This window comes from Flavobacterium sp. BFFFF1 (assembly GCF_002256285.1).
Taxonomy (GTDB): Bacteria; Bacteroidota; Bacteroidia; order Flavobacteriales; family Flavobacteriaceae; genus Flavobacterium.
On the sequence record NZ_NKJE01000021.1, the window covers coordinates 18321 to 35730 of the forward strand.

Consider the following 17410-nt stretch of genomic DNA (forward strand, 5'->3'; position numbering starts at 1 on the left):
GCTTTAAGCCGGTTTCTTTTTACTATTTCTTTGATTTCTTTTTCGCCTTATCTTTTTTCGCTTTTTCTTTCTTTTTAGCTCTTTTTTCTTTCTCTTTCGCTTCCTTTTTTGCTTTTTTGAGCTTCGCTTTTTGCTTTTCTTTTTGCTTTTTCAGTTTGGCTTTCTCTTTCTCCTTTTCCTTTTTTGAAACAGCTTTGCGCGGTGCTACTTTCTCAATCTTTTCGGGGAATTCAGACAATTCGGGTTCTTCGGATATCGTTTCGGTGGTTGGTATCTCGATTTCTTCTGAAGGCACTACAGCGGCATCATTGTTGTCTTCTTTCTGAGGCGTATGCACTGTCGCATTGGTTTCAGGTGTTTCAGCCTTTTCGTTTTGTTGTTCGGTCATTTGTAAGTTTTTTGATCTTTCGCAAAGATAATTGTAAATACAATATTGCAATGTTAAGTTTTTTTGGTGAAGCGGCAGTGCAGGTTGTCAGACCATGTACTTTGTTTGGTAACTTATTTACCAACGGTATGGCGATAAATTAAAAAAATCATGTCGTGAAGAAACGATTGGTTGTTTTCAAATATGATGTTGGTGCGTGTCCGTCAATATTTCTTATAGTTAATAGCTGAACATTAGAAACCGGAAAAGTAGTCTTAATGCAGGCAATCCGTCTTTTTCAGTCGTTTTTCAAAGGTCATCCTTACAGTTTAATCAATGGTTTTCCCTGTAGCGCCTGGATCAAGGTGTAGGTCACGAATAAAAAATAGGCAATGGAAATGACAATTACATCCCTTTTACTTTTGGCCAACAGGTAGGTCAGCAAAGGGATAACCTGAATCGCATGAATCCCGAAGAAGTGCGCCACCCTCAAATCACCGTGGTTTTTACTCCAATTTAGTACCGGTATACCAGGAGTGCCGTCACTGTGGCCAATGGTATGTTTCAAAATGGAGCCCATTGCAAATCCTTCAAAAGCAAATAGGATTGTAATCAGGATGCTTAATTTAACAGCGAGGACAATCGGTTCCGGTGCTGAGAATTGGTTTTGGCTAAAAAACAGGATCGCGATGTAGAGCGTGTGCAGCATAAGTATTGTTATAGCCAATGCCATGATGTTGAAGACCAGCCGGTCAAATGCCGTGGCCACATTAAAGTGCGACATTTTTCCTCTTGCCGCCTGATACACGATTAATAATAGTTCCAGCGAAAACACAACGACGATTGACCAACTGTATAGGCTCACCTGTTTTTGATTGTCAAGGTAGTGCAAATAAACACCCATCGTAATTGTGAAAAGCGCCGCACTTAGAAAGAATTTTGCCGGTTTTAACCACGCACTGATGCCCATTACCTGAACCGCGCTGTACCTGCTTATTGTAAAACACATTATTGCGCCCATGATGCATACCACGCTGTAAATCAGCAGCAGCTGATTCTTGTCTCGGATGATTTCGTATAATTGTCTCATAGTTTCAAGATTTACTTTTTGGACTGGCCAGTTTTTTTTTGATGTTCATCATGATGTAGTCCGGTGTGATTCGGGGCAAATTAGAGATGAACCAATTGTTGAATCCCGGTATTTTTTTCCCTTTTCCTTCCAGCAAAAGCGCTACCCCTTTTTTTGCAACATAGGCTGCAGAAACAGGTTTGTTGGCTTTGTAAGCATTTGTCTCCAGCATTTCTTTCGTCTGGAAAGGCGTATCAACAGGGCCGGGACAAAGCGCGGTAACGGTAACGCCCGATTTTTCCATTTCAGCAGCAACCGTTTCTGTAAATGCCAGTACAAACGACTTGGTTGCGGAGTAGACCGAATAATATGGAAATGGGAGGAAAGAGAGCAGGGAAGCCACATTCATAATTTTACCAGATCGCCTTTTTGCCATTTCCCGACCGAAAAGTTTGGTAAGAATTACGACGGCTGAAATATTCAGATCAATCATCATCAGCTCCTGTTCCAAAGAAGTTTCCGTGAAGGCACCATAGTTTCCAATTCCAGCGTTGTTGACGAGCATATCTACGGCGATATCAGCATTCCTGACTTTCTCAAACAGCAGATAGGCATTGTCCTGAACCGATAAATCCAGCGCAAAGATCGTTACCTGAATGCCAAATGAATTTTCAAATTCTTTTTTTTGTACTGCCAATTTTTCCCCGTTTCGGGCGACCAGAATCAGATTGAATTTTTGGGCAGCCAGCATTCGTGCCATTTCGCGACCGATACCTGAAGTGGCCCCTGTGATTAAGACAGTTTCTTTCATTTTAAACGGTTTTTTTTTACTGAACAATGTTCAAATTATTAATAAAAAAAATATTAGTGGTTTTCGATAATCTTTAAAAATTCCTGATAGCCGTCTGACAGTATGGTTTCCGGACTTGTAAACTTAACGCCCTTGGTCCTGTTCCTGATTTCAAGGCAGCACATGCCATGCACGAGACTCCATATCATGAAGGCCAAAGGCTCCAAATGGTGTCCCTTAAAATGGCCTTTTTCCATGCATTGTGCTACGGTGCCTTTAAGTGCCTCAAACGTACCGATACCTTCATTCCATTCCTCTTTTTCTGAATGTTCAATGAATTCCATCGGCGCTTTAATGTTGAACATCAAACCATACATTTCCGCATTTTCAATGGCAAATTTGATATACCGGATGCCCATTTTGCGGAGGCGTTCCATCGGATCTGCAATGATAAACAGGTCTTTAAAACTGTTTCCCAATTCCTGGAAACCAATGGTATGTAAATCGTGCAGTATGGCATTTTTGTCCTTAAAATACACATATACCGTCCCCACGCTGTAGTGAATTTCATCCGCGATGTTCCGGATGGTCGTCTGTTCGATGCCCCTTTCGAGAAACAGCTTTTTTGCCCCATTCAGAATCAGGCTTTTGAGGTTCTCTTTGTCGCGGGCTTTTCGATCAGCTACAGTCATCGTATTATTTTCTGTTACAAATGTATTGTTTTTTTTGAACGCTGTTCAATTTTTTTATAATGGAGGAATATGATAGTTGATAAGGGAGATCAATTGGCTGATAGCAGTAAGAAAAACCGGTATTAAACGTTTGCTGGTCCAGTTCGGCCCGCGAGGGAATCGCAGAATAGATTGTTTGTACTTAATCTTTAATTGCCCAATGCTACACCTAACAGGAAACCACAACCCAATACATTTGAAGTCAATTTTTACTCGTCGACACTTTACTGCCATTCGTCGACAGCAAAAAGGTGTCCGCCGAAAGAAACTGTGGTATTGATGCTTTTAAATTAGCTTTGATTGGATAAACAGACTTTATAAAAATGTCAAAATCACTGAACATTCTTCTTATCGAAGACGATGCCATCGAAGTAATGAAATTCCATCGGGTACTCGCCACATTAAAGATGAATCACAAAATCATCGAGGCCAACAATGGCGAAGAGGCGTTGGTAATCTTAAAAGAGAGAGAAATCATTCCCGATATTATCATTCTGGATTTGAATATGCCCAAGATCAATGGGATCGAGTTTCTTCAGATCCTTAAGGCTGACGATTATCTAAAGTACATTCCGGCAATCATCCTGACGACTTCAAGTAATCATAGGGAAGTGATGGAGTGTTACCGTATCGGCATCGCAGGTTACGTTTTGAAGCCGCTGAAGTATGAGGATTATGTTGACCGCATTCAGAAAATGCTTTCTTATTGGAGTTTAAACGAATTAATTTCCCGTTAGCCTTATGTATGGAATTGTCAACCGCGCTATTGAAGACCTTGTAATTGCGAATTTCGGTGCTGAAAAATGGGAATTGATTAAAGAACGAAGTGGCATTGATATCGATTTTTTTATCAGCAGCGAGCCGTATGACGATGACGTTACCTTCAAACTCGCCATAGCGGTTGCAGAGGAAATGGACATGACAGTCGGCGAAGTTTTAATTGCCTTCGGAGAATGGTGGGTGATAAAAACCACTTCCGAAAAATATACCGGCTTAATGCAGTCAGGGGGCAATAACCTTAAGGAATTTTTATTAAATTTACCTAATTTCCATAATCGGGTGATGTTGATCTATCCAAAATTGACACCTCCGGAGTTTAAAGTATCGGATGTATCGGATGACAGCATTCACCTGCATTATTTTTCAAAACGCGAAGGGTTACAGGAGTTCGTTCGTGGGCTGATTCAGGGATTGGGAAAAATGTATCAGACTCCGGTCACAATTCAGCTCCTGCAGACCCGTGATGACGGAAGCAATCACGAAATATTTAAAATTAGCTGGTAAAATATGGCACAATTAGAATTTAAATTCGGGGAAGAATCCTTCAATAAATTATTCCCGTATTTTATTCTGATTGACAGTTCATTAACCCTAACAACGTTCGGGAGAAGCCTTCCTAAAATCTACCCTGAATTAAAGCCTGGAACGCTGTTTACCGATGCGTTCCGCGTCAAAAAACCACAAATCACAAACAATAGCTTTAAAGAATTCAGCAGTTTCATCGGACAATTGGTCGTGATTGAAAGTGTTGTTGATGGCATGGTCCTGAGGGGCCAACTCGAATCACATGACGGGCAATTGCTTTTCGTCGGGTCGCCTTGGTTTAATTCGATGAATGAAGTAGCCGAAAGGAATCTGACTATCAATGATTTCTCAATAAGCGACCCTTTGTTGGATTTGCTTCATGTAATGAAAAACCTGGAGATTTCAGCCCAGGAACTTAAAGAAACGCTGATTACAATCAACAACCAAAGAAACGAGCTGAAGAAAGCAAATAAGGAAATCCATGACATCGCCTTGTTCCCGACGCAAAATCCCGATCCGTTGATCCGGATCGATTTTGACGGAAATTTACTGAAGCGAAATCCTGCAGCTGATGTACTTTTGGAGTTTACCCATAATGGCGAAGTTTATAATGCTGCAGCCTTCTTTAAGCACATCATAGGCGAGATCGATGTGGAAAAGGAGCGGTACATTTTTGAAGCCCAGTCCGGCGGAAAATACTATTCTTTCGTCTGCAAAAGCCTGCGAGAGGAGAAATACATCAATATCTACGGGCGTGATATCACTGAGCAAAAAGAAACCAGTGCCGAACTCGAAAGGCTCTCTTTAGTAGCCAGCGCTAATGAAAACGGGATCGTATTTACATATCCCAACGGCGAGATCTTCTGGTGTAATGACGCCTATACCCATTTAACAGGTTACGACAAAGCTTTTATTATCGGTAAAACGCCAATTGAGATTGGTGTTTGTGCACAAACCAATAAAAGTGAGTTTTCCAAAATGCTTACTCCTTTTTACAGCGGCGCTCCTTTTGAGGTCGAGTTGGTGCACGGCCGAAAAGACGGAAGCTATTTCTGGTCACGCACTAAGGGACAGCCTATTTTTGATGAGCAGGGAAATGTAAAGCAGTATTTTGCGATGATTGAGGACATTTCGCTTAAAAAACGCTACGACGAAAGTCTGGAGATTGAAAAAAGCAAATACCAGAGTATCATTGCGAATATGAATCTGGGACTGCTCGAAGTGGATCTGAATGATGTAATTACGTTATCTAACAACAGTTTCAGCGAAATCAGTGGATATCCTGCCGGAGATTTAATCGGTAAGAAAGCTTCTGCGTTGTTAATGCCTTTTGAAAGTCAGCAAATCCTGCAGTCAAAAAACGAAATGCGGTTGGAAGGCATCACAGATTCCTATGAAGTAAAGGTATTTAACAAACAGGGGGAAAAACGGCATTGGCTGATCAGCGGCGCGCCAAACTATGATCTCAATGGCAATCTTGTAGGCTCAATAGGGATACATCTTGACATTACAGAACAAAAACTCCAGGAGGAACAGCTGTACATACTGTCTTTAATTGCAGAAAAAAATATCAATGCCGTGGTCATTTCCGACAAGGATGGAAAATTAGAATGGGCTAACACGAGTTTTCTGGAGATGTCCGGATTCGCTATGGAAGAAATTGTCGGCAGGAAACCGGGAGAGCTGCTGCAAGGACCGGATACCAATCCTGATACGGTTGCTTATCTAAAAGAGCGCATCAAAAAAGGACTGCCATTCAATTGTGAAATTGTAAATTATTCTAAATCAGGTAGAAAGTATTGGGTAAGCATCCAAGGACAGGCCTTGTATAATAAGAGAAATGAAGTTGTAAAATTCTTTGCCATCGAGGAAGACGTTACTGCGAAGAAAGAGATGGAACACCAACGGGAATTTTTGATGAACAGCCTCGCTAAGAGCAACAAGGAACTCGAAGATTATGCGGCTATAGTATCACACGATTTAAAATCGCCTTTGCATAGCATCCATTCCCTTATTGCCTGGATAAAGGAAGACAATGATAAGGAATTCAACGCCCAGACCCTGCAGTATCTCGGAATGATTGAAAATAAGGTCGAAAAAATGGACCACCTGATAGAGGGAATCCTGACCTATGCCAAAATTGATAAAGTGGAAGTGACGCTGGAGAATGTGTCCACTTCGGAAATCATTAACAACATCGTCAATATCATTCATATACCCACTCATGTTAACGTAACCATTAAAAATGAATTGCCGATCATCAAAGGGGACCGCTACCGGGTGCAGCAGCTTTTTCAAAACATCATCAGCAATGCTGTAAATTACATAGATAAGCCAGAAGGAGTTGTAGAAGTTGCCTGCCAAAACCTTCCAAAGCACTACCTCTTTTCAATTGCGGACAATGGGCCCGGGATTGCAAAGGAAAATGAGGAAAAAATATTCAAGATATTTCAGTCTTTAGGAAACCGCGATAAGTCAACAGGTCTGGGACTTTCAATTGTTAAAAAAATAGTTGACCTTTATCAGGGTGAAATTTGGGTAGAGAGCGAAATGGGTAAGGGAACAACCTTTTTTATAAAATTAAATAAGTCATGAAAATAGTACAGGCTTTAAAGATAGAGGACAAACCATGGAAGTTTTTTCAGGAGGACATCCCGTTACACAATCCGTTGGTTTTGGTATTTGCAGACCGTTTTTTGCTCGAAAAAAGCGAGGTGATCAGCGATATCCGAAGCCGGTTTCCGTATGAGCATATCGTGTTTGGGTCAACTTCAGGCGAGATTGTCAGCGGGGAAGTGTATGAAAAATCGATAGTTGTCACAGCGATTGAGTTTGAAAAAAGCACTTTTCAGGTCGTTACAGAAAATATTCTGGATTATCATAAAAATGCAAGACCACTGGGCGAAGCACTATACGGTAAAATAAATAAGACAAACCTAAAGCATCTTTTTGTGTTGTCTGAAGGGAGTTTCGTAAATGGCAGCTCGTTAATTGACGGAATCGAAGACCACCTAAGCGATGCAGTTTCCATCACGGGAGGCATGTGTGGCGACGATGCGCGCTTTTTAAAAACACTGGCCTCTTACAAGGAAAATCCCAAAGAAGGTGAAGTGGTCCTGATTGGGTTTTATGGGGAATCACTCGAAATCACTTTTGCCAGTTTCGGCGGATGGTTGCCATTCGGGCCGGAAAGGAAAATCACCAAATCAACCGGCAATGTACTTTTTGAGATTGATGACCAATCTGCACTCGATTTATATAGAAATTATTTAGGTGATAAGGCCAGCGAGCTGCCCCAGGCATCTCTTTTGTATCCCTTGAATGTGACCCCTGAAGGAAAATCAGAGCCCGTCGTACGCACGATTCTGGGCATTGATGACAAGAACAATTCCATGATCCTGGCAGGCGATGTACCAGTGAATTCCAGGGTACAACTCATGATGGCTTCGGTGGACGGGATTGCTGCCGGCGCACAGAATGCCGCCGCCATTGCAATGGAAGGCAGGCAAACGCCACCAGATTTGGCAGTTTTGGTCAGCTGTATCGGACGAAAACTGGTGATGAACCAAAGGGTGGAAGAAGAGATCGAACAGGTTCAGGAAATCATCGGGCAGCAAACTACGATTACAGGTTTTTATTCTTATGGGGAAATGGCACCATTCAACGGAAAAACGGCATGCGAACTGCACAACCAGACCATGACACTAACCCTAATCAGCGAATAATGAATTCACTGCTCAAGCGACAGATTGCTAAACACCTGGATACCGGTCTAAACAATATCGATTTGTTTTTTAAGGCGGTGGACAATTCATATCAAAATTTTGAGGACCAGATTGCGATGCTGCAACGCGCGATGAAAATCAGCTCTGACGAACTCTATGCAGCCAACCAAAAGTTGCGGGAAGAGGCAGAGAGCCTCAAGGAGATCAACCGCAATCTTGAATCGGTTCTAAACTCGATGAATCTGGACTCTGCAAAAGTCACAGATAACAATACCCTGAAATCATCGGATTACATCAGGCAACAGGCGATCGAGATCGTAAAAATAAATAAACAGCGGGAAACGCTTTTGGGCAACCTTGAAAAGCAAAACCAGGCGCTGAATGAATATGCGCACATGGTTTCTCATGATCTTAAGGCGCCTTTGCGCAGCATCGACACGCTGATCAACTGGTTTATGGAGGATAATGCAGAAATCATGAATGATTCCAATAAGAAATCAATGCATACGATATTGGCCAATGTTGAAAAAATGGACCTGCTGATCAAAGGTATTCTGGTGTACTCGTCAGTAGAAAAACAGGAAATAGATGACCGGACAATCGATTTGAATATCTTGATAGATGAGGTCATTCGGACCATTCATATCCCTAAACACGTAACATTCACAATACACAATACTTTGCCAAAGGTGTTGGGCAACCCGTTTCGCTTCAACCAGCTGTTTCAGAATTTAATTCAGAATGCGATAAAATATAACGACAAAGACGCTGCGTCCATTGAAATCGGCAGTACAGAAAATGAAAGTGAAATCGAGTTTTATGTCAAAGACAACGGCATAGGTATTGCGGAAAAGCACCAAGGTAAAATTTTCGACGTTTTTTCAAAATTGCACAATAACGATCCATCCTCAGGTATTGGCCTTTCCATCGTGAAAAAGATTGTAGACTTATACGCCGGGAGAATCTGGCTTGATAGTCAGGAAAATGTTGGTACCACCTTTTATTTTACTTTACCCAAAAACCATGGAACAGCCGAATAACAATTATATCGAACAACTTTCAGGCGACAGCATTGACTTTCGGGAAAAAATGATTGCCATACTGAAACGTGAGCTACCTGAAGAAATCACGACATTTCAAAACCAGATTCAAAACAGTAATTTTGCTGAAGCGGCACAAAGTGTCCATAAACTCAAACATAAGATTTCCATATTGGGTCTTGAAAAAAGTTATTATATTGCTGAAGAATTTGAGGAACAGTTAAAAAAAAACAATACTGCGTTGCAATCTGATTTTAAAGCCATTCTGGAGAAAATGCAGCAGTTTGTTCAGGAATTATAATCTTATACACCTATGAATTGTATTGTAATTGACGACGAAGAAATGGCACGTGCCATCATCGGGCAAATGATTGAAAAAAATCCGCAATTGACTTTGTCTGAATCGTTTTCGAATGCAATGCAAGCCATCAAATTCCTCAATCAACAGGATGTTGACTTGATTTTCCTCGACATCCATATGCCCGACTTTACCGGATTTGATTTTATACAAACCATAAAAAATCCGCCTAAAGTAGTGCTCGTCACTTCCGATAAGAACTTTGCTATTGAAGCATTTGAATACGAGTGCATCGTGGATTATCTCGTGAAACCCATCACTGAAGACCGATTTCTTAAAGCGGTTCAAAAGGCGAGTGCTGCAGCTGCTGCACCGACTGCGGTCACGAAAGTTCCGACTGAAGACAATGCCAACGAGTTTTACATCAACATCGACCGCCGACTGATTAAAATTGAATTTGCTGCCGTAAACGTGGTCGAAGCCAAAGGTGATTACATTCACATCAAAACCGAAGGTAAAAATTACGTCGTGCACTCTACGCTTAAAAAAATTGAAGACAAATTACCCAAAGATTTGTTCCTGAAAGTGCACCGGTCGTTTATCATCAACACCAAAAAAATCATCGACATCGAGGACAACAGCGTCCTGATTGGTAAAGATGTAATCCCCGTAAGCCGGGCCAATCGTCCTGAATTAATGAATCGGCTGAATTTACTCTGAATCCGTCATCTAAGGAAAACTGCTTTTGGTCGACACTTCCGGCTGCGTTTGTCTAATATTAAAAAAATCCGGAAAGCGACCCACTAGATTTGTCTCATAATTAAATAAATGAATTATGAAAACAATTTTAGCTACGATGGCGTGTCTCTTTTGCGCAATCAACTACGGACAGACTTTCCAGTATCTGGGCCCTTACACTGCCGATGGAACACCACTTTATTTTGATCCAAGCGATGTAATCACGCCGGCGACCCTTTCGCTGGTAAGCAATTCACTTCCAGAAAATTACCCTGTTCCCATTTACAATCCCCAGTACATTTCGTCAGGCTATGGGACAGACATTATCGTCGACAGTCTCGCAGATGTGTGGGTAACATTCGTAAGCGAAGGTGCCGGATATCGAAATGTCCTGGGGTTTTACACTTATGACATTAATAATCCACCGACAACAGCACCAACGGCAAGTCAGATTACCATCATTTTTCCAAACGTTTCCGGAGCGGGCAGTGGTGGTTCCTTATTGGCCGGAAATAAAGTGAAAATCGGCACATTTCCCGCCGGAACGGGTATAGGCTGGGTATTGCTGGCAAACGGATGGAATGGCACTCAGGTTACTAATGGCAGCTGGCGTCTGTTCTCTAATCCGGATTTCAACCCGGAAGCCACGTCTTCATTACGGCAGCATAACGTATTGCTCAACGACCCCGATAATCAGCGTGTGATTTTGGGCTTTGAAGATATCCGCCGAGACAACGGCGGCTGTGATAACGATTTTAATGATGCCGTATTTTATATTACATCGAATCCATATGAAGCGCTTCGCTCCACCAATCTGGCCGACGTGAGTTCCGCAGCCGATGTCAGTTCCGGAAATAATGGTGGCTTGGAAAGCAAAGGCGATTTAGCGACCTTGATCGCAAAGCGTAATTTCAACAGAATCAAGAACAACGCGTTCGCCGACCGTAAAGTGAAGCAGACGACTTTCTCAAAGCTTCAGGGCATGCAGTTGCGTTCCGGGAACCAAACCAATTTTGCTGCCTTGCTGCCTGATACCGGAATGTTTGGCAATGAAACCACCTACGTGTCCAGTCCGACGGATTTAATTGGAATTACGAATGCCAACCAAGTGTACTCCGTCGATTACTATCAAGGCGAAACAAGGGTCGCTGCGGTTTTGGCAACCACCACCACAAATGGAATTTATGGCCATTCCAAAGCAATTTGTGACCGATTGAATAACAGTACGCTCGAAGACGTCAGGACAATAAATCTAAACGGTTTTGAGATCATCATGGTTAAAATTAAAAGGGCCAATGGCGCGATTGAGTATGCTTTGAATTTTTCGATTCAGCAATCAGATACTGAAAATACTTTGCACAGTTATTGGAATATTGCACAATACCCATCGGGCGACTATACTAATTTCCAGGTTTGGGGCAGTTCAATGGGCGAGGTTTGCAGCATTACAAATTATATTATAGCACAGTACCAGGCTCAGGGGACCTTGGCTTCCGTGGCGGTTTCAGATCGGATTCCGAGCGTTTTCGTGAGGAACGGATATTATAAGAATGGTACAATGCATTTATCAATCATCAATAAATCGGGAGCGACATCAATGCTTTTAGAGGGAAATAAAAGAACCACCGAGTTGGCAAATTTAGAAGGTATTTCCCAAACTATTTCTTTATCGAATGATTATCTGCAGGAACTGGATTTGAGTTTGGGCGGTTTGTTTGACTTCGGATTCTCCATAACAGGAAGCAATTCCCCGCAGCAGGATGCCTTATATATGGCAGATGGTCCATGGGGCTTGGATTATGCTGAGGCCGAAACGACGATTGCGAATTTTCAAATCAGCAATCCTCCCGCAGCTGCCGCTGTTGATGCTTATGCCATTGAAAGAAATGTAACAGTAAGCGGACAGGTATTGGGGACATTAAACATCTTTAGGAACATACTGCCCGGCGAATTGACCTTTGACGCGTCTGAGTACGCTGCCGTGGGCTTCTCCGTACAAAATGCGCTTCCCATTGAAGTCGTATTGGTGACCGAAAACACTACAGACTGGAGTAACCGCCTGCGTTTTCAGATTCCGGCACATACTTCAATGCATGAAATGGCGATTGCATTGGCAGATTTCACGAACAATTCAGGAGACCATTTCAATAATGAGAAAATTAAAGGATTTGTATTTTCGATTGCCGGAAATTATACGACATTCCAGGATTTTACTGCCTCAATATCAAACCTTGCGTTGAAGACAGCAGCCGCTACGCTGGGAATCACAACGCCCGAAGCGTTTGGCACTGCAAAATTGTACAGTTACCCAAATCCGTGTCAGGGTATGACGACGCTAGTGTTGCCGCAAACAACTGCTAAAGCTGAAGTGAGCATTGTGGATTTGACAGGCAAAATATTAAAAAGACAGACTTCTCAGGCCAATACCCGTGAAATAACAGTGCCATTAGACGGTATTGCCAAAGGAATGTACTTTTTTGAGGTCATCACGGCCGAAAATCAGCAATATCAAACGAAGTTTTTAGTAAACTAATTGTCCCCAATCTATTCCTGAAAAAGGCTGTCAGCAATGGCGGCCTTTTTCTTTTATAAAAGCCCGCGGCTTTAGGTTTTGAATATTGGCAGGTCGGTAGATAACTATGTCGATTTTCCCACCTACTCTGTCTGATGCCCATTAACACAGATTTGGCATAAATTACTACTCAATTTGAGTTTGTTGTTATTACCCTATGACCACAAGGTTTTCGCAATGGAAATGTCATTTAATACCTGTCGAATTTACCTTATTTATAACTTTTGTGGTTTACTATGTTATAACTTCATCTAATAGAAATCAAAATAGAAGCCCCAGTCAGGGGCTTTAAATAACTTATAGTTTCCTTAGTCTAGACATTAGTTTCATCTTCTACATTTACATTAATTGGTTCTTCCCAATGTATGATTATATCTTCAGTTATAATCTCGGTAGGATGCATCAATGGTACAAAGTAACCATTTAAACGCGTACCTTCAGTCTTTGTGTGTAATATCCCGCGGGCGGTTCCGATACAAATTCCTAACAGATGGGCTGCAGTGCCGTGGTCCAACTTAATCAAATTAGTTTTTGGATTAAAAATGGATTTCCATGATTCTTCTTCCACACCAAAATGCAATGCAGGCTCTACAATCAACATAGTTTTTTCATTGCAGCTTAATTCGAATGAAAAGACAACTGCAATAGCTTGTTTATTAGCATCTACACCAAATTTTACACCAATATTAGTGTATATTTCACTGTCATCATCACCTTTACCTATATTAAGCGGGCAGTTGTCATCAAATATGGCAAATCGATCCGTTGTTACTTTTAGCAGGTATGTATAGAGGGGTTGTTTTTTTGTGGCCATAACTGTTGGGCGGTAAAGTGTTTTAAATTATGATTGGATGGTCGCATTTCAGTCGGTTTTTGTGCAATATATGGTTTGGGTTGATTTCTCGCATAACTCGAGAGTTTACTTATTTCCACCGGATGATCCATATAAATGTACTTAAATATAACCTTTTTAGGTTGCACGTCGAAATCTTTAGGTACTTCAAGTAATTTTATACCTAATAGCCTTCCAAATTTATTAGCGCTATTAATAGTCAAATTTTGTTTTCCTTTTAATAGCTTACTAATATATTGGGGTGATACATCGAACAATTCTCCTAATTGCTTTTGAGAAAGATTTTTTGTTTTCATTGCCCTTAAAATTTTAACGGCGATTGAGAATGCTACATCTAAATCTTCCTCATTTTGTACCCTTGCTTTAGCTTCCTTTATCCAATCTTTATCTACTTTGGAATTTTTTAAAAGCTTTTCTCTGATACTTTCTTTGTTCATGAATTTGTTTTGTGTTAAGTTTTCGAATTTTTAAATTCTTAAGTGTTTAAATAATTTTTCGTGATTTTTAACTTTCTCAACTCAAGTTTTAAGTGATCGCGATCATTCATTGTAGGTGTTAGTTTAATGCCACCGCCGCTTATGACATACAAATTAGGTTCTGGTTCTACCGCATATATTCTAAGCCAATTGTGCTTGGAAAGCCCTTTACCCTTATTCAATTCCAATGTACTACTCACGTAAGTATCACCCAATGGCTCAAAATATTTCAATAGATTTCTTTCAGGGTCTTGTGGGGTATTTGCTAAATCTAAAATTTTTTTCTCCATCCATTTTGCTTGATTTCTAGTTTTTTCTATGGCTTCATCGACAGAAATATAACCCCAGATTGCGGATTTTAAATCATTTTCATGTTCGCTAAAAAAACGATGCAAAAATTCTGGATCGTTCCAATTCAAAAAGAGCTTTCGAAATTCATTGTACTCTTCATTTTCAAATTGAACTGAATACAGGCTGTCTTCCACAATGCTAAAGGTATCAACTATTTTCATAAAAATCAACCTGTAAGTTTATTTTTTGCAAATATTTATCATTTTGAAGAAATAACCTAATTTTAATAGAACTATTTTAATAAGATAGTCGGACTTGTAGTTACCTAATCTTTTAATAAAGAAAAAAACACTTAGTTATGAGTCAATAATTATAAAAAATAATTTCTGACATTTGCTATAAAGAGATTATACTTGTCCAAAATAAAAAGCCCACAATGGTGGGCTTAAGCTTAAAGGCTGCTATAGTGACTATATAGTGGTTTTCCACCTGTGCCAGATTCTCTGTTCTCTCGTTCAATGTTGTTTTATGATAACATAACAAATTTAAAATCTACATAAAATTATTAGTAAATCATTTTTCTTCGCAAACTTGATTATTAAAAGTTATCAACAGTAGTTATCTACTAACTTGCCTAAATATTGGTTTTGGACAAAAGAGCCATTTCAGGCGAAGCCCAATTTCAGTATAGGTGAATCCTGCAACGGAAGCCGATGCGATGTTACTTTTACCACCGTAAATGTTTGCCAAAAACCGGTCTGAAAGCTTGTAACCAAAACGCAATTGGATGCGATAGGTGACCTGTTTGTCATTGTCTTCAATGTACTGATATCCCGCAGCGGCATTCGCATTATAAAAAACACTTTTAGAGGTGGTGATCATTTCGTCTTTCAGGAAATCCACGAAAATCTCGTAGGCGTTGAACTTCTTCGGACTAAAATAAATGGTTGGCAACTGGTCTTTAAATGAAATGAACTGGTAGTTGAATCCTGTTTTCAAAACAGGCTTGGAAAGTATGTTGTAATAAAGCGAAGTGAATAATAAATTTCTCTTGTTATTGTCCGTTTGGGTGGTGTAATAGTATTGTGTAAACCAACCCAGATTGACGTTGGTGCCGATATTGTAATTCAAGTAATAATTATTTGCAGCGATTTGCTGGTCGATCAGGTCGGTATTGAAATTTTGTAATTCGCGCTTGTATCCAATTTCCAAGTCCTGCAATTTATAGGGTTTTATCTTAAAATAGGCTGCAACCAACGCTTCGGTATAATTACTTGAGGTAGACGAAGCAGATGTCACTCCGATTTCTGTATTAAAACTGATTTTAGGATGAAATTTATATCCTACGCCAGCCAGGAAATCATTCGATTCTGCCTTGATATTGGTATTCTTGTTTCCGGTTTTCCGAAATTGGTACGTGGTATTCACCGACCATTTTGTGGAAAGAGGAACGGTAACCAAAGTTCTGGATGTTACCGCCGTATTGTTGCCATTGTCAAATGAGTAGCTTAATTTTTCTTCAACAGAAGGCGTATGCTCCTGGTTTAATTTCTTCAGGAAATTCGTCGCATCGTTCTGTCCCGGGAAAATATCAAGCGTCGTTTTCACTGCGGCATAGGCTTTATCGATTTCTCCGGATGCATAATAGGCGTTTGCAACACCGAGATTTCCGTCGAAAGAACTTTTATCACTGCTCAATATGCTTTCATAATATTGGATGCTGTCTTTGAAATCACTTTTATAAATGGATAGGGTAGCAGCCAGCGCCAATAGCCAGTTTTCATTGCCGTATTGGGCGTTGAGCGTCTTGATTTCGGCGTCGGCGGCTTTGAATTTTTTATTCCAGATTAGCGCCTGTACATAACGCTCCGAGGCTTGTTTTTTTAGGTTTTGATCGGTCACAGCTTTTGCCGCTTCCACAGCTTTTTCGGCAGTCAACAGCGCCATCTTGTCGTTTCCATCAATATGTTCTATTAAGGCCAGGCCGTTTAAAGACAACACCGAATCACCAGCAGCAAGTAAACTGTAAGTTGCCTTGCCCTTTGCAATGTCTTTTGTAATCAGGTATAGGTTTGCTTTGTTGAGCAGTGTTTCTTTGTCATTCGGAAAATCGGAGAGGATTTCGTTATAGAAAGCCTCCGCTTCAGCATATTTTTTTTCCTTAACCTTGTCGTTCGCATAACCCAGTTTGATGTACTTCCTGGATATTAATGCGCCGGGATTTGCGGGAGACAATTCCAGGGCGGTATTCACCTGGGCCAGCGCGTCAGGAAATTCTTTCAGATTGGATAAGGTATTGGCAAAACCCAGGTGTGCCACGAAATTTGTTGGATTATTGCGAACCAAATTGCTGTACACTCCTTTCGCTTCTGAAAATTTCTTGTTCCACAGCAAGGCTTCTGCATGGTTTAATTCGATTTCGAGATCGCCGGGGTATTCCTTCATCAAATCGACAAACATCTGCAATGCCTGTTCAGGTTGGTTGTTTAACCCGACCGCCCTGGCATAGCACAATCGCGCCGTTTTATTGGTTGGATAGTCTTTTAAAATGCCTTTAAAGAAAATCTCGGCTTTGCTAAACTCGCCTTTTTCAAGATTGCTAAAACCTTCATTCATGTTTTGGGCATAACTTAAACCACTAATACTAATGAAGAAAAGAAGGATGGCCCGATGTAATAATTTCATTCGTCGATATTGTAATTGATATTGATTGCAAGTTAGGGACAAACCTATGATATTTCATCTACACCAAACTTCCATTCGTCGAATATTCTCAAAAAAACTTGCTGGCGCATTGGATATTTGCATCAGAAATCACAAACAATATAAATTTTAAAGTAAATATCATGGCACTACAAATTTTAAACAACGGTGGAATTTTTGAAATCAATGGCGATTTGAATTCGCAAAACGTTTTTTCTCTGAACAATCATTTTGAAACCATGTTGGAGCGGTCTAAAATGATTACCATTTCATTGAACAAACTCGCAGATATTGATACCTACGCCATTTCGGCTATTGCTTCGTTGTACCGGAAAGCGTTAGCGGGCAATAAAGTTTTTTATGTTATCGGGCAGGAAAACCAAAAAATCAGTGAAAAATTCCAAACCCAAAAAATGAGCTACCTGTTGCGCCGCGACATCCTTTAATTCTAA

17 protein-coding genes are annotated in these 17410 nt (G+C 40.6%); 9 read left to right on the forward strand and 8 right to left on the reverse strand.

Annotated features, from left to right (window positions below):
• Positions 1 to 22: 22 nt before the first annotated feature.
• The 4 genes from CFE23_RS12440 to CFE23_RS12455 all read right to left on the reverse strand — a co-directional run bounded on the left by CFE23_RS12440 (position 23) and on the right by CFE23_RS12455 (position 2918).
• Entirely contained in the window at positions 23 to 388 is a 366-nt protein-coding gene (locus tag CFE23_RS12440) for a hypothetical protein (protein WP_291088485.1), read from the reverse strand.
• A gap of 301 nt (positions 389 to 689) precedes the next feature.
• A complete protein-coding gene (locus CFE23_RS12445; protein ID WP_291088487.1) occupies positions 690 to 1457 on the reverse strand; it encodes a hypothetical protein in 768 nt (255 codons plus the stop codon).
• 4 nt (positions 1458 to 1461) lie between these two features.
• Positions 1462 to 2247: an SDR family oxidoreductase gene (locus CFE23_RS12450; protein ID WP_291088489.1), complete on the reverse strand. Its 786-nt coding sequence runs from the start codon at positions 2245 to 2247 to the stop codon at positions 1462 to 1464.
• 53 nt (positions 2248 to 2300) lie between these two features.
• Complete coding sequence (locus tag CFE23_RS12455) at positions 2301 to 2918, reverse strand: TetR/AcrR family transcriptional regulator (RefSeq protein ID WP_291088491.1); 618 nt, start codon at positions 2916 to 2918, stop codon at positions 2301 to 2303.
• 362 nt (positions 2919 to 3280) lie between these two features.
• On the opposite strand from CFE23_RS12455, the gene CFE23_RS12460 reads away from it, so the two are divergent.
• The 8 genes from CFE23_RS12460 (at position 3281) to CFE23_RS12495 (ending at position 12596) form a co-directional block, all read left to right on the forward strand.
• Positions 3281 to 3694, forward strand: a complete 414-nt coding sequence (locus CFE23_RS12460) for a response regulator (protein WP_291088493.1) — start codon at positions 3281 to 3283, stop codon at positions 3692 to 3694.
• Positions 3695 to 3698: 4 nt separating this feature from the next.
• Positions 3699 to 4241: a heme NO-binding domain-containing protein gene (locus tag CFE23_RS12465; protein ID WP_291088495.1), complete on the forward strand. Its 543-nt coding sequence runs from the start codon at positions 3699 to 3701 to the stop codon at positions 4239 to 4241.
• Positions 4242 to 4244: 3 nt separating this feature from the next.
• Positions 4245 to 6857 carry a PAS domain S-box protein gene (locus tag CFE23_RS12470; RefSeq protein ID WP_291088497.1) on the forward strand — a complete coding sequence of 871 codons (2613 nt, stop codon included), beginning with the start codon at positions 4245 to 4247 and terminating at the stop codon, positions 6855 to 6857.
• Entirely contained in the window at positions 6854 to 7987 is a 1134-nt protein-coding gene (locus CFE23_RS12475) for an FIST N-terminal domain-containing protein (RefSeq protein ID WP_291088499.1), read from the forward strand. The genes CFE23_RS12470 and CFE23_RS12475 overlap by 4 nt, the downstream gene beginning before the upstream one ends.
• Positions 7987 to 9027 carry an ATP-binding protein gene (locus CFE23_RS12480; RefSeq protein ID WP_291088501.1) on the forward strand — a complete coding sequence of 347 codons (1041 nt, stop codon included), beginning with the start codon at positions 7987 to 7989 and terminating at the stop codon, positions 9025 to 9027. The genes CFE23_RS12475 and CFE23_RS12480 overlap by 1 nt, the downstream gene beginning before the upstream one ends.
• Positions 9011 to 9328, forward strand: coding sequence for an Hpt domain-containing protein (locus tag CFE23_RS12485; protein ID WP_291088504.1), 318 nt, complete (start codon positions 9011 to 9013; stop codon positions 9326 to 9328). Before CFE23_RS12480 ends, CFE23_RS12485 begins: the two co-directional genes overlap by 17 nt.
• Positions 9329 to 9340: 12 nt before the next feature.
• Positions 9341 to 10045 (forward strand): LytTR family DNA-binding domain-containing protein, encoded by a 705-nt coding sequence (locus CFE23_RS12490; RefSeq protein ID WP_291088506.1) that lies wholly within the window; start codon positions 9341 to 9343, stop codon positions 10043 to 10045.
• A gap of 115 nt (positions 10046 to 10160) precedes the next feature.
• Positions 10161 to 12596 carry a DUF4114 domain-containing protein gene (locus CFE23_RS12495; protein WP_291088508.1) on the forward strand — a complete coding sequence of 812 codons (2436 nt, stop codon included), beginning with the start codon at positions 10161 to 10163 and terminating at the stop codon, positions 12594 to 12596.
• A gap of 352 nt (positions 12597 to 12948) precedes the next feature.
• On the opposite strand, the gene CFE23_RS12500 is transcribed toward CFE23_RS12495, so the two are convergent.
• The 4 genes from CFE23_RS12500 to CFE23_RS12515 all read right to left on the reverse strand — a co-directional run bounded on the left by CFE23_RS12500 (position 12949) and on the right by CFE23_RS12515 (position 16940).
• Positions 12949 to 13449: a hypothetical protein gene (locus CFE23_RS12500; protein ID WP_291088510.1), complete on the reverse strand. Its 501-nt coding sequence runs from the start codon at positions 13447 to 13449 to the stop codon at positions 12949 to 12951.
• Positions 13410 to 13925, reverse strand: a complete 516-nt coding sequence (locus CFE23_RS12505) for a helix-turn-helix domain-containing protein (RefSeq protein WP_291088512.1) — start codon at positions 13923 to 13925, stop codon at positions 13410 to 13412. Before CFE23_RS12505 ends, CFE23_RS12500 begins: the two co-directional genes overlap by 40 nt.
• Positions 13926 to 13963: 38 nt before the next feature.
• Positions 13964 to 14476, reverse strand: coding sequence for a hypothetical protein (locus CFE23_RS12510; RefSeq protein ID WP_291088514.1), 513 nt, complete (start codon positions 14474 to 14476; stop codon positions 13964 to 13966).
• Positions 14477 to 14873: 397 nt separating this feature from the next.
• Positions 14874 to 16940, reverse strand: a complete 2067-nt coding sequence (locus tag CFE23_RS12515) for a tetratricopeptide repeat protein (RefSeq protein WP_291088516.1) — start codon at positions 16938 to 16940, stop codon at positions 14874 to 14876.
• Positions 16941 to 17101: 161 nt separating this feature from the next.
• On the opposite strand from CFE23_RS12515, the gene CFE23_RS12520 reads away from it, so the two are divergent.
• On the forward strand, positions 17102 to 17404 hold the full coding sequence (locus CFE23_RS12520) for an STAS domain-containing protein (RefSeq protein WP_291088518.1): 303 nt from the start codon (positions 17102 to 17104) through the stop codon (positions 17402 to 17404).
• The last annotated feature ends 6 nt before the right edge of the window (positions 17405 to 17410 follow it).